Raw genomic sequence first — 20,324 nt, forward strand, 5'->3', positions numbered from 1 at the left:
GCGATTGCGAAATAGTATAAAATAATTGCAAAATAATTTTGTAATATTAAAGAATTGCAGAAAATATTTCGTTACTAATATATAAGAGCTGAAGAAAATACTTAATGAAAATTAAAAGAGGTGTAGCTATGAATAATCAAGATTTTGCAAAGCCAAAAGCGGCAGAACGCATACCGTCGGCACGTGAATTCCATGGCGACACTTATATAGACGAATATGCTTGGATGAAAGATCGCAATAATCCTAAGCTTATGGAATACGTCAATAGTCAAAATGCTTATACTGAACAGCGTGTAAAGCACTTAGCAAACTTGCGTTCTACATTATTTGACGAGTTGCGCTCAAGAGTTCAAGAAACAGACATGTCTGTTCCTGTGCGCATGAATAATTACTGGTATTACGTGCGCACTGAAAAAGGCAAACAATACGCTGTGCAATGCCGTATGAAAGTCGAAAATAGTGACGATTGGAATCCGCCAACTATCGACAATTCTGCAAAGCCTGGCACAACTGATGGTGAAGAGATTTTATTTGATGCAAACTTTGAATCTGAGCACTCTGGTGGCAAGTTCTTTAGAGTCGGTGGAATGGATTTGAGCACCGACGGTTTGCGAATGCTGTACGGTGTCGACACTCAAGGCGATGAACGCTTTAACTATTTTATTCGTGACTTTTCTACAAAAACATGTTCTTGGTCGCAGTTAGAAGAATCGTGGGAAAATCTTGCTTCTGCTTCACTTTCTCCAGATGGAAAATGGGTGTTTTATGTAAAGCTTGATGATGCTTGGCGTCCTTATCAGGTTTGGAGGCATAAGGTTGGCACTAACGTTTCTAATGATGTAAAAGTTTTTGAAGAAACTGACGAGCGATTTTTTGTTGACGTGTATGAAAGTTTTGACGAACGATACATGATGATCAGCAGTAGTTCAAAGACTACATCGCGTGTGCTCATGCTTCCTTTGAGCAATCCTGAGGGCGAATTCCGTATGGTTATTGAGCCGGTTGAGGGAGTGGAATACGATATTTCTTTCGCTTGCTTCGAGAATGCTGGCGAAAATGGTGAAGATATTCCAATTGCGATTGTGTGCCATAACGCTAAAAATCCTAATTTTGAAATTGACATTATTGATATGAGAGGAAATTCCGGCAAGTTTGATGGGCATGTAACGTATAAGCTTTCGGATGGAGTATGTGTTGCTTCGGGTTCTCCTTATGGTTGCGAGCAAGGAGATGCTTGGCAAAAAGGTGCCGGAAGTGAGCCTATTACAAAGCCTTATAATTCGCCTCAAAATCCTGAAATATTGCAAAATGCAGTTGGATTGAGCATAAGCGGATTGTCAATGTACAAAAATTATGTGGCACTAGCTTACCGTTCTCAAGGTTTGCCGCATTTGGCTGTAATGAGCAAGAAGCGCGCTGTTGAAGATTTTTTGCAAGCAAAACCGTGGCGTTTTTGCGAAGTGCACCCACTTTCTTCCCAGCTTGCGAATCAATTTACGGATCAACCTACGGATCAATTTTCTTCTCAACTTACGGATCAACTTGCGGATCAAGCGCAAGCCGAATCACGTGCTGCGCTCGCAAATATTTCACAAGAAGAAATCAACAATAATCGCTTATTTAGTATTTCTATGACTGGAAATCCTTCGTACGAAGCTCCGCATATGCGTTACGCTTTTGGCAGTTACGCAACTTTAGGTCAACTTCGCGAGTTGGATCCTTTAACAGGCGAAGATGTGCTGCTCAAGCAAGGTAAAATTTTAGGCGAATTTAATGAGCACAATTATGCTGAAAAGCGCGTTTGGATTACTGCTCGAGATGGTGAGCGTGTGCCAGTATCGCTTGTGTGGCGTCCGGATAAAATTTCTCAAACTGACTCAATGTTTATTACTGGTTATGGAGCGTATGAAGTTAGTTCAGACCCTACTTTTTCTGTCGGTCGCTTGAGTTTGCTGGATCGCGGCGTGTTATATGCGCAAGTGCATGTGCGAGGCGGTGGCGAAATGGGTCGCGCGTGGTATGAGCAGGGTAGGCGCGTTAATAAAAAGCATACTTTTGAAGATTTTGTTGATGCCACGCGTGCTTTGCAAAATGCTGGTTTTGCTTCCGCTTGCCATACTGTTGCAAACGGTGGTTCAGCGGGAGGCTTGCTTATGGGTGCTATAGCAAATATGGCTCCGGAATGTTATGCAGGAATTGAAGCAGACGTGCCTTTTGTAGATGCCCTTACGTCTATGCTCGACTCTTCTTTGCCGCTTACTGTAACAGAGTGGGATGAGTGGGGCAATCCGCTCGATGATTCTGAAGCTTATGCTTATATGAAATCGTATACTCCTTACGAAAATGTGCCTTGCGCAAAAACGGAAGATGGTCGCAAGAAGTTAGCTGATTTTCCGAAAATCTTAATCACATCGTCTATTCACGACACGCGCGTGCTTGTTACGGAACCTTTGAAATGGCTCGCTAAATTGCAAGCTTCTGGGGTTGATGCAATTGCTCGTATTGAAACTGACGGTGGCCACGGTGGCACTTCTGGCAGGTACAGGCAATGGCAGGAGTTAGCTTATGAAAACGCATGGTGCTTGCATGTTATGGGAGTAAATAGTTAGTCGGAAGCGGCAGAAACTTTACTGCGTTGTAAAGTAAATGTCGTTTGCGCGCGGAAAAGCGGCAGAAACTTTACAGCGTTGTAAAGTAAATGTCGTTTCCTCGTCTTTCGTGATATCATAGGTCAGGTGATGTGCGTTTTTCGCTTACGTTTTTCGTTTGCGTTTGCGCTCATCCGCATACAGGTAGTTCAATGGAGATATCTACTTATTGCTTAATGAAGGGGTAGAGCAGCAATGGCAACACTCAGCGTTGACAGTGATGAATTTTCACTGCAACATACCGCATTGTTTAAGCAAGTTCCAGCTGATCAAGTAAAAGAATTGATGCAGTATTTGCAAGAATCGACATTTAAAAAAGGTTCGGCAATTTTTAATGAAGGCGATACTGACCATCGAATGTACTTGCTTGAGCGTGGAAGAGTAAAATTAGTTCGTCATTCAAACGACAATCGTGTGCAATTGTTAAGTATTCACACTCCTGGCGAAATTCTAGGCGAAATTCCCGTTTTTGATCCTAGCGGCGGTCCTCGTACAGCTTCAGCAATATCTATTACAAACAATACTAGAGTTTTATGGCTAGAAAATGACGTGTTATTCCATTGGCTAAACAATCACCCTAGCGTTGCAGTAGATATGCTTCAAGTGCTTGCAGCGCGCATGAGAGCAAATAATGAGCGAATTTCCGACTTAGTTTTTATGGATGTTCCTGCTCGTTTAGCGAAGACTTTGCTGAATTTAGCTTCAAGATTTGGCGAGCCTATGAGCGATGGCTTGCTTGTGCCGCATGATTTAACGCAAGAAGAGCTTGCGCAACTTGTTGGCTCTTCACGCGAAACAGTTAACAAAGCACTTATGGATTTTGCAAACAGAGGCTGGATTATGCGCCAAGGCAGGTCAATTATTATTTATAAGCCTGGCATGCTTATTCGTCGAGCTGAGCGTTAAAGTGCGAATGTTTATGATGCCAGTTTTCAAGTAGAGGCAAACCTTTAGAATAGTACGCATGCCGAAAAAGAATTCACTGACTGTTCGCCGTGTGCTAGCACTGTTCCTTACCTACATCACTTTGTGTGTTGCAGGAGGTGTTGCAGCAAGTATTATGTTTGTTCCTGGCGTAATGAGCGTGAATAGCATAGTGAAAACAGTAGTACCTTCACTTCGCGTTGACGGCATCGATTTTGATGTAACTGCTTTGCCGCAAAAATCGCGACTTTACGCTTCTGATGGCAAAACTATTATTGCAACTTTTTATGCTCAAAACCGCACTGTAGTGCCGCTTCGACGCATATCGCAATATATGCAGCGAGCAATGGTTGCTCGTGAAGACCGTCGATTCTTTGAGCATTCCGGCGTAGATATGCAAGGTGTTATTCGCGCATTCGTGCAAACATTCGTTAAAAAGGGAGATATGCAAGGTGGCTCTTCCTTAACTCAGCAATATGTAAAAAATGTGCTTATGATTAAAGCTCGCGAAAATAACGATCCTTTAGCTGAGTATCACGCTTCTGAAGGCACTATTGCTCGTAAATTGCGCGAAATGCTTATTGCAATTCAAATGGAGAAAAAATACTCCAAACTTGAGATTTTGCAGGGATATTTAAATATTGCGCAGTTTGGTAGCAATAATATTTACGGCGTAGAAACTGCAGCTCATCGATACTTCAATACGAGTGCTGCAAAGCTTAATCTTGTGCAATCGGCAACTATTGCTGCAATTACAAAGAATCCTTCGCGTTACGATCCTTCTATTGAAGCAAATCAACCTGAAGCGCAAAAGCAGCGCAATATTGTACTTGATTTAATGCTTCGTCAAGGTTTTATTACTAAGAGCGAGCATGATTCCGCTGTTGCTATTCCTCTTAAAAGCACTCTTAACATACAGAGGGAAGTTTCTAAGATTGGATGCCAAGCTGCAGGTGATGCAGCATTCTTCTGCGATTATGTAACGAAGAAAATTTTGCATTCTCGCGAGTTTGGTAAAACTGCTGCCATGCGCGAAAAGTTGCTTACTGAGGGTGGTCTTGATATCTACACAACTATGGATTTGCGCGCCAGCAAGGCTGCTATGAAAGCTGCTAGAGATACGATTCCTGTAAACGATAAGAGCGGTTTTGAAGTTTCAATTGCGGCAATTAAGCCTGGAACTGGTGAAGTTTTGGCATTTGGCAGCAATCGTATTTATGATGCTACGGATGCTGCAAAATCAGATCCTACGCATACGGCTTTGAACTATGCTGTAGATGAGCGCGATGGTGGCGGTCTTGGTTGGCAGATTGGTTCTACGTGGAAGCCAATTAATATGGTTGCATGGATGCTTGCTGGAAAGTCGATTAATCAGCCTCTTCGCACTTCTATGCTTTACAACAATGCTGATTTTAATTGCAGCAAATTCCGCGGAGTTGGTAGTTGGTCAGTTCAAAACTCTGGTGGTGGCACAACTAATCCGGAAACTCCTTTGCAAGGTCTTGTGCGCTCGCATAATACCACTCAGGCTTCTATGGCTCAGCAAATTAAGCTGTGTTCAATCGCGGATGCTGCTCGCATACTTGGTTACCATAATTCGCCTCTTGGTCAGGAAAGTGTGTATTCTTCTAACTCGCTTAATCCGCCTATGACGATTGGTTCTGTGCAAGCTTCGCCTTTAACTGTGGCGAATGTGTATGCAACTATTGGTGCTGATGGCGTGGCATGTGATCCTATTGCTATTAAGCGAGTTGTTGACAAAAATGGTAAGCGTTTGAAAGTTCCTAGTGCGCATTGCCATCAAGCAATTCCAAAGGGAATTGCTCAAACTGCTGCTTATGCGCTGAATCAGGGTGTTGTGCAACCTGGCGGCGAGGCTTCAACTACCCAACTTGATGGTGGTCGCAAGACTTTCGCAAAAACTGGTACTAACGAACAGTACTACATGACTACAGCTGGTTTTGTGCCGTATCAAGTTGCTTCGTTTGTGGCAGTTGGTAACGCCGAATCACAAAAAAGCTTTAATGGCATGACTATTAACGGTCGTACAATGGCAGCTTGGTATGGTATGTATATTGCAACGCCAGCGTGGAAACAGTTTATGAATGACTATTTGAAAGCTGCTAACATTCCTGTTGACAACGATTATGGCAAGCCTGATCCAAAGTACACTGCCGGTGGAACTCTGCCTGGCATGCCTAAAAATACTGTTAAAACTGATCAGCAGAAGCGAGATGAAGACGCTAGAAAGCAGGCAGCACAAGAACAGCAGGAAGAAGCTAAGAAACAAAAGAACACGCAAGATCAGTACGGCACTGCTCGTCGCGACGACTATAGTAATTCAGAAACTGATAATTACTAAATGGTATTTGTTAACTCGTAATTGCTAGTTAACTTACTAAATACTAAGTTGTTTTGTGCTGTTCCTTACAAATAGACCCTTACTTATGCTACTTGATTGTGAGCAAAGTAAGGGTCATCTTTAGCGCAAATACGCACTGTACTAGTTCAAATCCGCACCAACTGCGTCTGTAACATGCTCAAAGCCGTCGCGTTTCAAAAGATCCGCAAGTCCGCGTTTCAGCGTTGTGATTTGCTGCGGTCCTCTGTACATAAGTGACGTAATAAACATAACCAAATCAGCGCCTGAGCGAATCTTCTCATATGCTTGCTTTGGCGTAAATACTCCGCCAATGCCTGCAATAGCAAAACGTTTACCAAAAGCTTTGCGCGTGCGTCGAATAAGCTCGTTGCTTGCGCTGTAGGTAGGACCTCCAGAAAGTGCTCCTTGCCAATCTTCCGGAACATCAAGTCCTGCGCGATTCTTTTGCAAGTTCGCAATACTTACTCCGTCAACTTTATGTTCGGCAAGTACGTCAAGCAAAGATTTGAACTGTTCCCAACCACCGTGCAAATTAAGCGGCATCTTAACTAACGTTGGCTGAGGTCGCTTAATAGTGTCAAGATCGGTGAATAATTTGTCAAGTGCTTCCGGCTGACTAAATGGTTCACCCACACGCGTGTTCGGGCATGAAATATTTACTTCAATTATTGAGCTTTTTCCGGCTGCACGTTCCATAGAAATATGGTAGTCTTCAATTCCTTCTTCCAAGTCGCCAACTAAGTCGTCGTTTGTGCGCGCAATAGAAATAGACATATTCATAGACTTTGCATGCGTCCAGGCTTTCTCGGCTCGTGCAACAACGGCTTCGCTGCCATCGTTTGCTAGTCCTGCGTGTACAAGAATAGAGTCATATTCTGGAAGGCGATGATACCAAGGTTTTTGATTTCCTTCGCATGGTCGGCTTGTGGTAGAGCCAACTGTTTCAAAACCAAAGCCGGCGTTGTCTAGTACGGTCGCCATTTGGCAGTTTTTATCCAGTCCTGCACTTAAGCCAAACGGATTTGCAAAATCCACACCCATAACGTTAGTTTCTAGCACTGGGTCTGTGTAGTTAAGCATTTCGCGAAGAAGCCACATTAATCCAGGAGTGCGTTCGCTAAATTTGCAAAAATTAATCATGCGATCATGCGCTTCGTCTGGAGGAATGTTAAAAACAAAATGCGGTTTAATAATGTGTTTGTATGAGAATGTAAAAAGGTCGGTCGTTGCTTTATTGACGACATTGTGCAATGAGTGTTCAGAAACGTAATACATATTTATATAGTAGGGCATTATTGTTATATGCGCTATTACTTAGTGTATTTTGTGCGTTTTTTCTTGCCGTAGTTTGTGCGTTTTCTTCCTTAGTACGCGTTCGTTTTTGTGCGATTTTTCATAAAACTTGCTTTGCTTGACAACAAAATGTGCGTTCTTTTCGTTTTAATGCCCTGAAACGCTCAATTACGTTTGTTTTTTGCGTTTACGTGTGCGATAATGTTCGTATGATTTCTTCACAGCGTCAACATTTGATTTTAAGCCGTCTCCGTACGCGCGGTGCTGTTCGCATTACTGCGCTTTCTAAAGAACTGAACGTTTCTGCTATGACGGTTCGCAGGGATATCGCAGAGCTTTCGGATCGTGGGCTTTTAAAGCGCGTTCACGGCGGCGCAGTGACGACTAATACTCTGCTTTCGGAGCCGCTGTTTTCTGTAAAGTCGCAAATGGATATTGGTTTGAAGGATGCAATTGCGCGTTTGGCTGTGGATTATGTGTCTCCTGGGGATGTGATTGCTATTGGCGGCGGTACCACTGCTTATGTGTTTGCGCAACATTTGCTCGAGTCGCGCAGGGCTTCTGGTATTACGATTTTGACCAATTCGATTCCTGTTGCGGAGCTTGTGCAAGCTTTAGAGTCGAAGGATGTCGAGGTTATTGTTACCGGTGGCGTGATTACGCGTTCCAATTCGCTGGTTGGGCCTATTGCAGATAAAGTTGTTGCTTCTCTTCGTGTGAATACCGTTTTTCTTGGCACGCATTCTGTGTCTCTTCCTCGCGGATTCCTTATGCCAAATTCTTTGGAAGCTGCTACTGATATGGCGTTAATGGATATTGCGGATCGCACGATTATTTTGACGGATCATACTAAATGGAGTTGTACGTCGCTTTCGCTATTTGCTCGTTTTGATCAGGTTGATACTGTTATTACCGACGATGGTTTGGATGCTGATTCTCAGCTTCGTACGCGTGAGCTTGTGAAGGATTTGGTTTTGGCACCTGTTATTGATGAGCGAGATGTTCTTGATGCGTCTAATGCTGACGATTTAGTGAGTTCTGGAGATTCTGACGATTTGCTTGATTAGTATTTTTGCGAATATTTTTGCAAAGTTTAATTTTGCGCGCTGATGATTGTAATGCCCGAGTGAGTTGTTTACTCGGGCATTTTTGGTTTTTCTGTTTGGTTTTGCTTCAAGTGTGTCGATGTTTAAACAAATTTCGCCGATGGTTAAATATTGCGTTTTTCTTTGTTTTATAAGGCTGTTAAAGAAATCGCAAAACTCAAACCTTAAAGAAAGCTGAAAAAACGTTAAAAAAATCCAGTATATGGCGTGTCGCGTAATTTTTATTAAAAAATACAGAAAAATGTCGTAAATATTTCTGCTTTTTAATGAATATAACGAATATTTACTAAGATTTTTGTATTTTTGGCGCTTAGAAATCTGAATTTTAGTGTTGAGTTTTCTGAGAGCTTGCGGTAAGTTTTAACTCAGTTACCGGTTGAATCCCTAGTTCACTGGTACGAGCGGGAAACCGCAAATGGCAAATTTTTCTTCGCATACCCTAGTGCGAAGGAGAAGAAGAAAGGAAAATATTATGTTGAATAAGAAGGCTATCGCCGCATTCGCTGCCGGCGCCACCCTCCTCTCTGGTTTCGCTTTTGCTGCTCCAGCAATGGCTGCATGCCCAGATCCTGCTCCATTCAAGAGCGCTGCTAAGACGTCTGCTGATGCTGCTTACAAAGCTTATACTGATGCTAAGGCTGTTCTTGATGGTATGACAGTTTCTCCAGCTCCTGCAAAGGATTCTGAAGCTGAACATTATACTGTTACAATTTTGGCTACTGGCTTGTTGAAGAATAATGCTGATCCATCTGAAGTCTCACATGATCTGTACGTAAAGGTTCAGAAGTATGTGGATGCTTACAATGCTAACGTTACAGAGACTAGGGCTAAGGAAGCTCAGCAGACTAAGGTAAATGATCTTCTTGCTAAGTATCTCGATGCTAAGAACGTATTGGAGAACTGCGCAGTTCCAGATCCAACTGAGGATCAGGTTAAGAGGGCTCTTATTAACAAGGTTCGTCTTGCTAAGATGAACTTGGACAACAAGGATGATGAACTTGCTGTTGCTAAGAATAAGTTCAATGATGCTTATAAGGCTTTGGTTGCTGCTATTGCTGAGTACAATGCTCGCATGGATGCATTCAGTGCTGCTAATGGAAAGCTCAACGCATTCTTGGCTTCTGGCGTGAATGATTCTGCTACCCTTACTCATTTGCGTGATGCTGCAGATCGTGCTGAGGCTCACCTTAAGCGTGCAACTCTTGCTCTTGCCAAGGCTAAGGCTGCTTATGATGATGCTCTGGCAAAGGATTTGGCTGCTGTAGCTGCTTATAATAAGGCTTTGCAGACTTACAAGGATGTTTACAATGAGGCTGTTGCTGCTGGTGTGAACCCAGCTTTGTTGCCACCAGTTGTGACTTCTGATCCTTTGGATCCAAAGGTTCCAGCTGTTCCTGGTTTGAAGCATGCTTATGCTTCTGCTATGAGCGGTAAGTTTGGTAAGGAAGTTCAGGCTGCTGCTAAGCAGGGTCAGAAGGGTAAGGATACCAAGGCTTCTGCTCAGCAGAACAACAATGCTAACGGTGCTGCCGCTGGTGCTAATGGTGCCGCTGCTGCTGGTTTAGCTAAGACTGGTGCTGCTGTAGCTATGGCTGCTGTTGCTGCTTCTGTGCTTGCTGGCATGGGTGCTGCTCTTCGCAAGATCCGTCACTAAGCTAAAAGCTGATTCAGCGATGAATCATTTGGGCTTTAGCTTACTGGTTGATCGTTGAGTCGATTTTACTGTGAATTACTTAGTCTAGTGTGCTAAAAGGTGCGCTAGACTAAGTTTTTTTTGACCTATAAACCTTTTTATAACAATTTTGTGCTCTGCACGCGCGTGTTCACGCCTTCGTCCTCATCCATTAGTTGCATTAAGTTGCTATTCTTACCTTTCTGAATATAATTCAAACTATAAAATCGGTTTATTGTATACTAATAAAGGTTATGATGTCAATTCAAAAGAATAATAAAAAATATGATGAATCTAAAGGTATTCTATATAAACTAATAGATTGTTCAATTGTATTACTTGGCGTGATATTATCTGTTGGATTAGCGCTGTTTGCTACTTTTGTTATGCATAGAACTAATTCTTGGATTTCGATAGTAACTTGTTCTGTCGGTGCACTATTTGCTATTGCTAGATGGTTATGTGATAGAAAAGCAATCGAAGCAAGTTGTGGAACAGATTGCAAGTATGATGATGAAGAAACAGCGTATAAACTGATTAAATCTACAATTGAAGGTTGCTTACTAGTATTTACCTTTGTCTGTGTATTATGTGGATTAGATAGAATATAGAATGTTTATTCCGCATTAATTGGAAAATGTCGGTAAAAGTACTTTAGCATTTTGGGCTTATAACCCGAAATTCGATTTCTTAGATGTGTTTTCCGTGGTTTCGCGGCTTTTTCTTTACACCCGTGTAAAGTTTCTGCCGCTATTCTGCCCTTTCGCAACTTTTCCTTTACACAGCTGCACAGTTTTTGCCGTTTTTCCGCTCTTTCGCGACTTTTCCTTTACACCTGTGTAAAGTTTCTGCCGTTTTATCGCGCGCATCCGACCTTTCCTTTACTCCCATGTAAACTTTCTGCCGCCACCTGCCAATTCCGCACCTTCTTTTCGCACCTTCTTTTCGCACCTTCTTTCCCTACCTTTTATCCACAATGCAAAAAATTTATTTACGCACGAATAATGCTTTAATAACCTTGCATTATGAATAATTTTTATATAAACGATTTATTTTCGAATAGTGAACAGAATAAGCGTTGCTTCGCCCCGAAAACTAATGCTGAAAGAAAAGCAGTTCAAAGGTCATCGCAACGTGGAGAAGCTGTGCGCGTGTACAAAAATCTTTACATGCGTAAAGAATATTGGAATAGTCTTTACGAAGCTGAAAAAATACGTCATATTGCGTTATCTATTATTGAATCGCACCCCGATTGTAAATTAACAGCTTCGACTGCCTCGGCACTTCTTGGGTATCAAGTTTCGAAAGATTATGACAGCGAAAAAAATTGCTATGATAATGCTTTTCTTAGCAAAAAGAAAAATTGTGTGGACGCAAGAGATACTAAAATTTATATTCGAAGCAACAAGCGAAAATCAAACAAGTATAACAATCAACTAAAAGTTATTCCTTCCGTAGGTTACGAACAGAATGGTATGAGTGATGATGTCCGCATTTTAACGCGTGAGAATAACAGTACTGGACAATTAATAAAGCTTCCGCATGCAAGCGATTGCGTGACTGAAGAAATAAAAAGTCACTTGGTAGATAAAAGCACTATGTTGTTTGACGTTGCTAATAATTACTCATTTAGATTTGCTTTGCCTATTTTCGATTCAGCAGCGCGAGACAATGTGAATTTAAACAGAGTGATCGAAATTTGCAAAAGCCGATACTGCGATTGCAAGAATAACTTGAGTGGCGTCGATTGTAATAGTGAGATTGCAAATAATAAAACGTGTGCGAATAGCAGTTTACACAAAAACCAACGTCATTATACAAGGGATTACGCTTATTTGGATGACTTGCGAAACTATGCAAAAACGAATGGTGGGACTAATTTTTCATTGTCTTTTAAGCAAATTTTTGAGTGTGAACAAAAAAAGTTGGCTAAATTATGTAAGCTTTGCTTCTTTGCAAATGGTCTTAGCGAGAACGCTGGTGAATCCTTAGCTCGGGGAACAATGATTAATTTAGGATTTATGATACCAGAATTACAGCGTGAGTTTGAGATTCCACATGTAAATTTGAAGTATCGTTGCGACTTTTTGTGGAGCCTGAATAATGGGGAGTTGATTGTTGGGGAGTTTGACGGGTATTCGAAATACTACATTGATACAGATGATGCGCAATATAAGAATGTGAATCTTAATTCTTCAGGAGACAATAAAAATTTATTCGAATCGCGAAACCAGAGTGTTATTCATAAGAATATCGACAAACAAGCGGAACGTGAGGTATTGCTTATGAAGGAATGTGGCGTAAATAAAATCGTGCGCTTTAATTACTCGGATATCCTTGATCCTAGGAAGCTTGAGAAGAAACTTGCAGCTGTTGGAGTGCCTAGAATTATTGGGAAATAGCCGATGCGTGCGTGTGCTGCGGAACTTTGCGCTTGATTCCGACCAAAACTTTACTCCTGTGTAAAGTTTTTGCCGTTTTTTAGCACGAAAACGACCTTTTCTTGACAACGCTGTAAAGTTTTTGCCGTTTTTTGGCGCGTAGTTGACCGAAACTTTACGCCGCTGTAAAGTTTCTGCCGCCTGACACCATCGTTTAAGCGCGTAACTCTCGTCGTCACGAGCGTGCTGTAAAATAGCGAAGTTGTGTGCGGTTTTGGTGCTTATCATCAAACAATCGCGCATATTTTGCAAACACACTCCTGCTGTGGAAGGTCCACAGCCGATAGTCCGAAGGAGGTGGGTGATGTCTGCACATAAGTATGAACTGATGTTCATTGCAAATCCTGAGCTGGATGAGCACGGTCTTAAGAAGTTGACCGAGCAGTATCTTGAGCTTGTCACCAACGAGGGCGGTTCCGTTGACGGTACCGATTACTGGGGTCGCCGCAAGTTTGCCTACGAAATTGAAGGCAAAACCGAAGGTAACTACGTTGTGGTGAACTACACTGCCGAGCCATCTGTAAGTGACGAACTTGACCGTGTTTTGAACCTTAACGAATCTGTAATCCGCACGAAGATTCTTCGCAAGGACGCTAAGTAAAAACTAGCAAAACTAAGTAAGCTCTAGTGAATTAAATAAAAACTAGTTAAGCTAAATAAATACGTAAACAACCGCGCATAAGTTGCGCACAAAATTGCCAGTAATTGCTAACTAACATGCGATTACGAGTAAAGCGAGAAAGAAAAGGCACGATATGGCAGGTGAAACAATTATTACCGTCGTGGGAAATCTCACTTCGGATCCTGAATTAAGGGCACTTTCCAACGGTGCTTCTGTTGCGAGCTTTACCATTGCATCCACACCTAGAACGTTTAATCGTAATACGAATCAGTTCGAGGATGGGCCTGCATTATTTATGCGTTGCTCAGCGTGGAGAGACTTGGCAGAACATTGTGCAAACAGCCTTTCTAAAGGCATGCGCGTGATTGCTCAAGGCAGGTTGTCGCAGCGTTCGTATCAAGCGCAAGACGGCTCGAATCGCACAGTTGTTGAACTTACAGTTGACGAAATTGGTCCATCTTTGCGTTATGCAACTGCGCAAGTTAACCGCCAAAGCTCTTCAACAGGTTTTGCTGGTGGCTCGCGTGCAGCAAATGCTGCTGGTGCAGGTTATGCTGGCGGAGCAAATTATGCTGCTAGCCAGACCGCTTCTCAGCATGCCGCAAGTTCTTCAGCGGCTGATCCGTGGAGTGCTGCTGCGCCAACAAACGATAGTTTTTCAACTTTCGGTGCCAATTCTGATTTTGGTGGCGATTCTGAAGAACCTGAGTTCTAACGTTTTAGTTGAGCTATAGATAGCGTATTTATTTGTTTATTTATGCACTTATTTACGCGCTTACTTAATCCTTATAAATACATCATCAGTTACATGTTATGCAAACAAAAAGCATAACGGATTTGAGAGAGGACATCTTATGTCACGCAAAAGGCCGCAACCACCGGTCAAGCCTTTCAAAAAGAAGCCAAATCCTTTGAAGGCTGCCAAGATTACTGAAATTGATTATAAAGACGTTGCTTTGCTGCGCAAGTTCGTTTCTGACCGCGGCAAGATTCGTTCCCGTCGTATCACCGGCGTAACCGTGCAGGAACAGCGCAAGATCGCGAAGGCAGTGAAGAATGCTCGCGAAATGGCTTTGCTTCCTTACGCCACTACCGGTCGCTGATTGAGAGGATAGGAATATGGCTGAAACCAAGGTTATTCTTACCAAGACTGTTGCCAACCTCGGTCACTCTGGTGACGTTGTTGAAGTTAAGGCTGGCTATGCACGCAACTACCTGATTCCTCAGGGTCTTGCTTTTGCATGGAACAAGGGTGCTGCTTCCCAGATTGAAGCAATGCGTCGCGCTCGTCTTGCCAAGGCTGTTGCCACTCGTGAAGAGGCAGTTGCAGCTAAGGCTCAGATTGAAGGCACCGTTGTGGAGCTTTCTGCTAAGGTTTCCGAATCCGGCAAGCTTTTCGGTGGCGTTCCTGCCGATAAGATTGCTGCTGCTTTGGCTTCCAAGGCTCAAGTTGAGGCTCGCGCAATTAAGGTTGCTACTATTAAGACCACTGGTGAGTTCCCAGCAACCGTAACGTTGCATCCGGAAATCACCGCTTCCTTCACTGTTAAGGTTGTGGCTGAGTAAGTAGCTTTGTGAATTTTACAAAACATGTTGCAGCAAGCAGATTCTTGCTTTTAGTGGTTTTCTGCTTGTAATACATGTGGATTGAACTTAAGCATTAACTCTGCGTTTGCGTTGTATTGAGTTTTCTCATTGCGATGCTGCGCAGAGTTTTTTTATTGCTGCGCGCTGGTCGGTTTTACATTTCTATTCCCCGCGCGACCTTTTCTTTACAAGCGTGTAAAGTTTCTGCCGTTTTATTGCCTTAATCCGACCGAAATTTTACACTCGTGTAAGGTTTCTGCCGTTTTTCTGCCATTTTGCGACTTTTTCTTTACAAGCGTGCACAGTTTCTGCTGTTTTATTGCTTTAATCCGACCGAAACTTTACACTCGTGTAAAGTTTCTGCCGTTTTCCAAATGTGAATGTGTTGTAAGTGTCACGTGCGTAACGTAGTTTTTTAAGTTTTACTCGACTAAATTAGAACAGTTGGAAAATTGCGAAATTATAAAGGAGATGCAAACTGTGCTGGAAAGCAAATATGAACTGGCTGACGAGCTTAGTATGAACGCAAAAGCGCAAGATGCCAACATATCTGCTATTCGCAATGACGAAGAGTATGCTTGTAAAAATTCCGTAAGCGCAAATCTTGAAAACGCAATAAAATACAGCAATCACAAAGGTTATGGCGAAACTTGCGCGAAGGTTATTCTTTTTGGCGAACATTCCGTGGTTTATGGCCATTCTGCAATAGCTTTGCCGCTTAAAAACTTGCGTATGCGCGCTGTTGTAACTAGTTGCAATGAATCTTTAGCACCTGTTTCGTGTGAATCTTTATCTTCTACATCAAGCGAATCTTTAGCATCTACGACGAATCTCGATTCACATATAACTCTTTCATGCCTTGACTTTACTGGCAAACTTTCCGAAATTCCTACGCGCTTTAATAGCATACGAACAGCAATTCGCGCGTCGCTAGAGTTTGCAGGGTGGAACGGTGAGAATTTGCACATTTTTACCGAGTCTGATTTTCCAGCAGAACGAGGTCTTGGTTCGTCTGCGGCAGCTGCTGGTGCTGTAATTCGTGCGATTCTTGACTATTATGGCGTTGCAGCTAGCAATGATGAGATTTTTAAGTTGACGCAGACTGCTGAGTGTGTGGCTCACGGACGTTCTTCAGGCTTGGATGCCACTGCAACTGCTGCTTCCTGGCCTGTGCGTTTTAGTCGTGGCTGTTTTGATCGCATGGAAATTAACATGCGTGCGTGGCTTGTTTTGGCGGATTCTGGATGCAAAGGAATGACTCGCGAAACAGTTGAAGCTTTACGTTCTCGTTTAGAATCGAATCCTGTTGAAGTTGGAGCGCAGCTCAATAAATTGGGGGAGATTGCGGCTGTTGCAGAAGATGATTTGGCGTTTGGTCGTATTGAAAATATGGGTAAGCAAATGACTTTCGCACACCGTATTTTGGCGGATTTGGGCGTAAGTACTGCAAAACTTGACGCCTTGGTAGATGCTGCTTGTCAGCATGGCGCGTTGGGTGCAAAACTTACCGGTGGAGGTGGTGGAGGATGTGTCATTGCGCTGGCTGATAGTGAGGATGTTGCTAAGCGAGTGAGTGAAGCTTTTAAAAATGCCGGTGCTTGCGATACGTGGGTTGTAAATATAGGTGATTCTGCAATAAATTGAATCTTATTTTTACTTGAAATGTAGCATAAACTTTACAGTTGTTTAAAGAAAAGAAGCTTGTGCGCACTGTTTTGCTAAAATATTGCTTAGCACATTAACAAACGAGAATTACTTATCTGCCGCAAGAGGAACAGCATGCAAAATGTTGAAATTCAGCCAAAAATAACGTTTGACGCTAGTCTTTCACCCAACTCAGCTTTTGCTAAAGCAAACGCGAATATTGCGCTGATTAAGTATTGGGGTAAGCGCGATGAAAAGCTGATTTTGCCTTATACTTCCTCGCTTTCGCTCACCCTTTCGGATTTGTCTACAACTACAAGCGTAAGTTTTGCGAATAATCTTGAACAAGATACTTTTACTTTAGATAATGAAAAGATTTCGCCGTCTGCCAAAACTTTTCGTCGCGTAGTCGCTATGCTCGATTTGGTGCGTGAAATTGCAGGAATTTCAATGAAAGCAAGCGTTATTTCGCATAATATTGTGCCAACTGCTGCTGGTCTTGCGTCGAGTGCGTCTGGTTTTGCAGCTCTTGCGTCTGCTGCCTCGTACGCTGCTGGATTAAACCTAACTCCACGAGAACTTTCTAGACTTGCAAGACGTGGTTCTGGTTCAGCTTGTCGTTCGATTTTTGGAGGACTTTCAATTTGGCATGCAGGTTGCGACGACGAAACGTCTTATGCAGAGCCTATTGAAAACGCACAAGTTGCGCTTAAAAATTTAAACCTTGCTATGATTGTCGTCACTTTGGACGATAGCAAAAAGCCGATTTCTAGCCGAGAAGCAATGCGCAGAACGGTTGAAACTTCGCCAACGTATATGCAATGGGTTGAGCAGTCGAAGGACGACCTTGAAATTGCTAAAAACGCAATTCAGCGAGCAGATATTGAGCAATTGGGTGAGGTTGTTGAACGCAATGCTTTTGGAATGCACGAAACTATGCATAATGCTGTTCCATCGGTGAATTATTTGACTAGTAGCACGCATATTGTGCTTGAAGCGGTTAAAAATATGCGAAAAGATGGTTGGCTGGTGTGGTCTACGATGGATGCTGGTCCGAATGTGAAGGTGCTTACTTCTGGAGATGATGCTTATCGTGCGATGTGTCAGTTGCGCTCGCGAGTTGAAGATGGTTTGCGTAATTCTAGCGTTTTTTGTAATACAGAATATTGCGAGCCGAAATTTGCGATTGCGCTGCCAGGTGACACTGTGACGGTGAGTACGAGTTTAAAATAGGCGGATAATATGACTCAAGTGCGCTCTAGTGCCCCAGGAAAGCTTTATATTGCGGGCGAGTATGCTGTTGTTGACGGCTGTGCTGCAATTGTTGCTGCTGTTAATCGTTATGTGACGGTTAGTGTAAGTGATGAAACTTTAAACGAAGAGTTACGCGAAAATTTGCAGAAAAATGCGCCTAGTAGCAGAAATTATTGTGGTGTGATTACCTCAGATGGCGAAAAATATAAACCGCTTCTTTGGTCGCGTGCATCCGACGGAAGTATTGAAATACAAAACGACGGAAAATATGCTTATGTGCTTGCAGCAATGAGTGTAGTCGACGCTTATGCTAGTGAGGAATGTGCGCCAAATATTAACCGAAAAAGTTACAATGTGCATATTTCTAGCGAACTTGATGACGCAAAAACCGGTAGAAAATACGGTCTTGGATCTTCTGCTGCAGTAACTGTCGCAGTTATTCGTGCGTTGTGTAAATGGTATGATTTGAATCTTTCGACTCCAGAAATTTGCAAGTTAGCGTTAATTGCGTCGTCGAGTGTTAAAAAATCCGGAAGCGGTGGAGACGTTGCTGCCAGCTCTTATGGCGGTTGGATTATGTATCGCGCGTATAACCGCGAGTGGCTTGAAGCTGAGCTTACGCTAGTAAAATCCGGATGCTCTGATTTCAGTGAGTTGTTGCACAAAAAGTGGCCGCGACTGGAAGTTAAGCGTTTAAACGTAGATAAGTCGCTAAAACTTTTAGTCGGCTGGACTGGTTCTCCTGCGTCTAGCGCAAAGCTAGTAAGTAGCGTAGAAAGTAGCGTTAAAACTAGTACGGAAAGTAGCGTTGAAAGTAACGCTGAAAATAACGTTGAAAGTAACGTCGAAACTAGTGCTTTTGACAAAAAAATTAAATCTTTTACTTACGAAGATTTTTGCAAACAAAGTGAGATTTGCGTGCAAAAACTTGCGCGCGCAATTGAAAAGTTTGAAATAAGCGAAATCTATAGCGGTTTTGCTCAAAATCGTGCGTTGTTGCAAAAATTAAGTGCTCTTACTGGAACTGTTATCGAAACGCGTGAACTTACAAAATTTATTGAAATTGCGACTTGTGCCGGTATTCCTGCAAAAACTAGCGGTGCAGGCGGAGGAGATTGCGCAATTGCGCTGTCGACAATTTATGACAATAATGTAATTGAAACTATGAAATCTACTTGGGAAGCCAATGGAATAAAGCCATTGAATATTGATGTTACGGAAATTTTTGGAACTGGTAAGCCTTCTGAAAATATTGTATTAGACGCGTTTGCTAAGCGTAACGAGCTTAATATGCAATCTGCTCAATCTTGCATAATACAAAACCGAAAAGACGCGCATATTGCGCTTGCGGACAAGCAGTATAAAACTCGTGCAGATTCAGATTTTGACAAAGTGCGTTTTGTGCCGAATGCTTTGCCGCAAGTCGCGCTTGAAGAAATTGACGCTAGCGTGAGCGTGCTAGGAAGCGAAGTATGCGATTCTGTGCATTGGTGCTCGCCGATATATATTAACGCAATGACAGGCGGAAGTGATGCTGCTAAAAAAGTGAATGCAAGTCTTGCTAGAGTTGCTGCAAAAAATTCTGTTGCTATGGCGAGTGGATCTTTGAGTGCTGCTCTTCGAGACGAAACTTTACTCAGCACTTTCAGTGTCATAAGAAGCGAAAATCCACACGGATTTGTGATGGCAAATGTTAGCGCTGGAACTAGCGCGTCTGATGCATTGCGTGCTGTAAACATGATTCATGCGAATGCGTTACAAGTGCATTTAAATGCTGCACAAGAGTTGGTTATGCAAGAAGGCGATCGCGATTTTCGAAATTGGTTGCGCAATATTGAGTCTATTGTCAGTGCGTGTGAAGCTCTAAAAGTGCCTGTGATTGTGAAGGAAACTGGATGCGGAATTTCTGCTAAAGATGTTCAGCGTCTTAAAGATGTTGGAGTGCGCACTGTAGATGTTTCTGGTCGTGGTGGAACTAATTTTGTAACAATAGAGAATGCTCGCAGGAACTTAGGCGACTGTGATTATTTGGCTGATTGGGGTCTTACTACTGTTGAGTCGCTGGTTGACATACGCAAGTGTGATTCGTTAAAAAATATGGAAGTTTTCGCAAGTGGAGGAGTTCGCACGCCTTTGGATGTTGTGCGCACGTTGGCTTTGGGCGCTTCGGCAGTTGGTGTCGCTGGCGAGTTTTTGCATACGCTTATGCATGAAGGTGAGGACGCGCTTTCTTTGCAAATTGATAACTGGAAGAAGCAAATTAGGGTGATTATGGCGCTTCTTGGATGCAAGACAGTTAAGGATTTACAAGAAAAGACTGAGTTTGTGCGTGCGGATTGTCTTGGTAAGTGATATACTTGTGTAGTTGTGCGTTCAAGCGTGCTTATTTGTTTATGCAATGTGCGTAAGTAATTTGCGTAAGTAGTTCGTGTGTTTGAATGACGCAAGACTTGCAAGTCAAAGAAAATAGGAGTCCATTATGGCAGCTCGTTGCGCAGTATGTGGCAAGGGACCGCAGACCGGTTTCAGCGTTTCACATTCGCACATTCGCAATAAGCGCACCTTCCGCCCGAACCTTCAGCCGGTTCGCACCACCATTGATGGCGAAAACGTTCGCCTTCGTGTGTGCGTAAAATGCATTAAGGCAGGCAAGGTTCAGCGCGTTGAGGCGTGAATCGCGTGTTAAATGTAAGGCCCTGAGCAGTGCTCGGGGCTTTTTTGTATTTGCATATTTTTTCGCGCGCACGTTA

At 42.9% G+C, this 20,324-nt stretch carries 16 protein-coding genes; 15 read left to right on the forward strand and 1 reads right to left on the reverse strand.

The window, feature by feature from the left end; translation table 11 throughout:
* Positions 1-104: 104 nt before the first annotated feature.
* From HXT50_RS05670 to HXT50_RS05680, 3 genes are all read left to right on the forward strand, one after another.
* Complete coding sequence (locus HXT50_RS05670) at positions 105-2,609, forward strand: S9 family peptidase (RefSeq protein ID WP_421777106.1); 2,505 nt, start codon at positions 105-107, stop codon at positions 2,607-2,609.
* Between the two features lie 234 nt (positions 2,610-2,843).
* Positions 2,844-3,554 (forward strand): Crp/Fnr family transcriptional regulator, encoded by a 711-nt coding sequence (locus HXT50_RS05675; RefSeq protein WP_004105425.1) that lies wholly within the window; start codon positions 2,844-2,846, stop codon positions 3,552-3,554.
* Between the two features lie 58 nt (positions 3,555-3,612).
* Positions 3,613-5,934: a transglycosylase domain-containing protein gene (locus HXT50_RS05680; protein WP_004574072.1), complete on the forward strand. Its 2,322-nt coding sequence runs from the start codon at positions 3,613-3,615 to the stop codon at positions 5,932-5,934.
* Between the two features lie 141 nt (positions 5,935-6,075).
* Here the strand turns inward: HXT50_RS05680 and HXT50_RS05685 are convergent, their stop codons facing one another.
* Positions 6,076-7,230 (reverse strand): quinone-dependent dihydroorotate dehydrogenase, encoded by a 1,155-nt coding sequence (locus tag HXT50_RS05685; protein WP_004105417.1) that lies wholly within the window; start codon positions 7,228-7,230, stop codon positions 6,076-6,078.
* 227 nt (positions 7,231-7,457) lie between these two features.
* On the opposite strand from HXT50_RS05685, the gene HXT50_RS05690 reads away from it, so the two are divergent.
* From HXT50_RS05690 to rpmB, 12 genes are all read left to right on the forward strand, one after another.
* On the forward strand, positions 7,458-8,315 hold the full coding sequence (locus HXT50_RS05690; protein WP_004105415.1) for a DeoR/GlpR family DNA-binding transcription regulator: 858 nt from the start codon (positions 7,458-7,460) through the stop codon (positions 8,313-8,315).
* A gap of 511 nt (positions 8,316-8,826) precedes the next feature.
* A complete protein-coding gene (locus HXT50_RS05695) occupies positions 8,827-10,008 on the forward strand; it encodes a hypothetical protein (RefSeq protein WP_421777107.1) in 1,182 nt (393 codons plus the stop codon).
* Between the two features lie 272 nt (positions 10,009-10,280).
* Positions 10,281-10,637, forward strand: a complete 357-nt coding sequence (locus HXT50_RS05700) for a hypothetical protein (protein ID WP_410299489.1) — start codon at positions 10,281-10,283, stop codon at positions 10,635-10,637.
* Positions 10,638-11,051: 414 nt separating this feature from the next.
* On the forward strand, positions 11,052-12,428 hold the full coding sequence (locus HXT50_RS05705) for an AMP-dependent synthetase (protein WP_112928500.1): 1,377 nt from the start codon (positions 11,052-11,054) through the stop codon (positions 12,426-12,428).
* 343 nt (positions 12,429-12,771) lie between these two features.
* Entirely contained in the window at positions 12,772-13,068 is a 297-nt protein-coding gene (gene rpsF, locus HXT50_RS05710) for a 30S ribosomal protein S6 (RefSeq protein ID WP_004574062.1), read from the forward strand.
* A 154-nt stretch (positions 13,069-13,222) separates the two neighbouring features.
* Complete coding sequence (locus HXT50_RS05715; protein WP_064340624.1) at positions 13,223-13,804, forward strand: single-stranded DNA-binding protein; 582 nt, start codon at positions 13,223-13,225, stop codon at positions 13,802-13,804.
* 139 nt (positions 13,805-13,943) lie between these two features.
* On the forward strand, positions 13,944-14,192 hold the full coding sequence (rpsR, locus tag HXT50_RS05720; RefSeq protein ID WP_004105399.1) for a 30S ribosomal protein S18: 249 nt from the start codon (positions 13,944-13,946) through the stop codon (positions 14,190-14,192).
* A gap of 16 nt (positions 14,193-14,208) precedes the next feature.
* A complete protein-coding gene (rplI, locus tag HXT50_RS05725; RefSeq protein WP_410294745.1) occupies positions 14,209-14,655 on the forward strand; it encodes a 50S ribosomal protein L9 in 447 nt (148 codons plus the stop codon).
* A gap of 540 nt (positions 14,656-15,195) precedes the next feature.
* A complete protein-coding gene (mvk, locus tag HXT50_RS05730) occupies positions 15,196-16,320 on the forward strand; it encodes a mevalonate kinase (protein WP_421777148.1) in 1,125 nt (374 codons plus the stop codon).
* 135 nt (positions 16,321-16,455) lie between these two features.
* Positions 16,456-17,553: a diphosphomevalonate decarboxylase gene (mvaD, locus tag HXT50_RS05735; protein WP_101885892.1), complete on the forward strand. Its 1,098-nt coding sequence runs from the start codon at positions 16,456-16,458 to the stop codon at positions 17,551-17,553.
* A 9-nt stretch (positions 17,554-17,562) separates the two neighbouring features.
* Complete coding sequence (fni, locus tag HXT50_RS05740; RefSeq protein ID WP_421777108.1) at positions 17,563-19,926, forward strand: type 2 isopentenyl-diphosphate Delta-isomerase; 2,364 nt, start codon at positions 17,563-17,565, stop codon at positions 19,924-19,926.
* Positions 19,927-20,053: 127 nt separating this feature from the next.
* Positions 20,054-20,248: a 50S ribosomal protein L28 gene (gene rpmB, locus HXT50_RS05745; protein ID WP_004105392.1), complete on the forward strand. Its 195-nt coding sequence runs from the start codon at positions 20,054-20,056 to the stop codon at positions 20,246-20,248.
* The last annotated feature ends 76 nt before the right edge of the window (positions 20,249-20,324 follow it).

Source organism: Gardnerella sp. KA00243, from assembly GCF_049244105.1.
Lineage (GTDB): Bacteria > Actinomycetota > Actinomycetes > Actinomycetales > Bifidobacteriaceae > Bifidobacterium > Bifidobacterium leopoldii.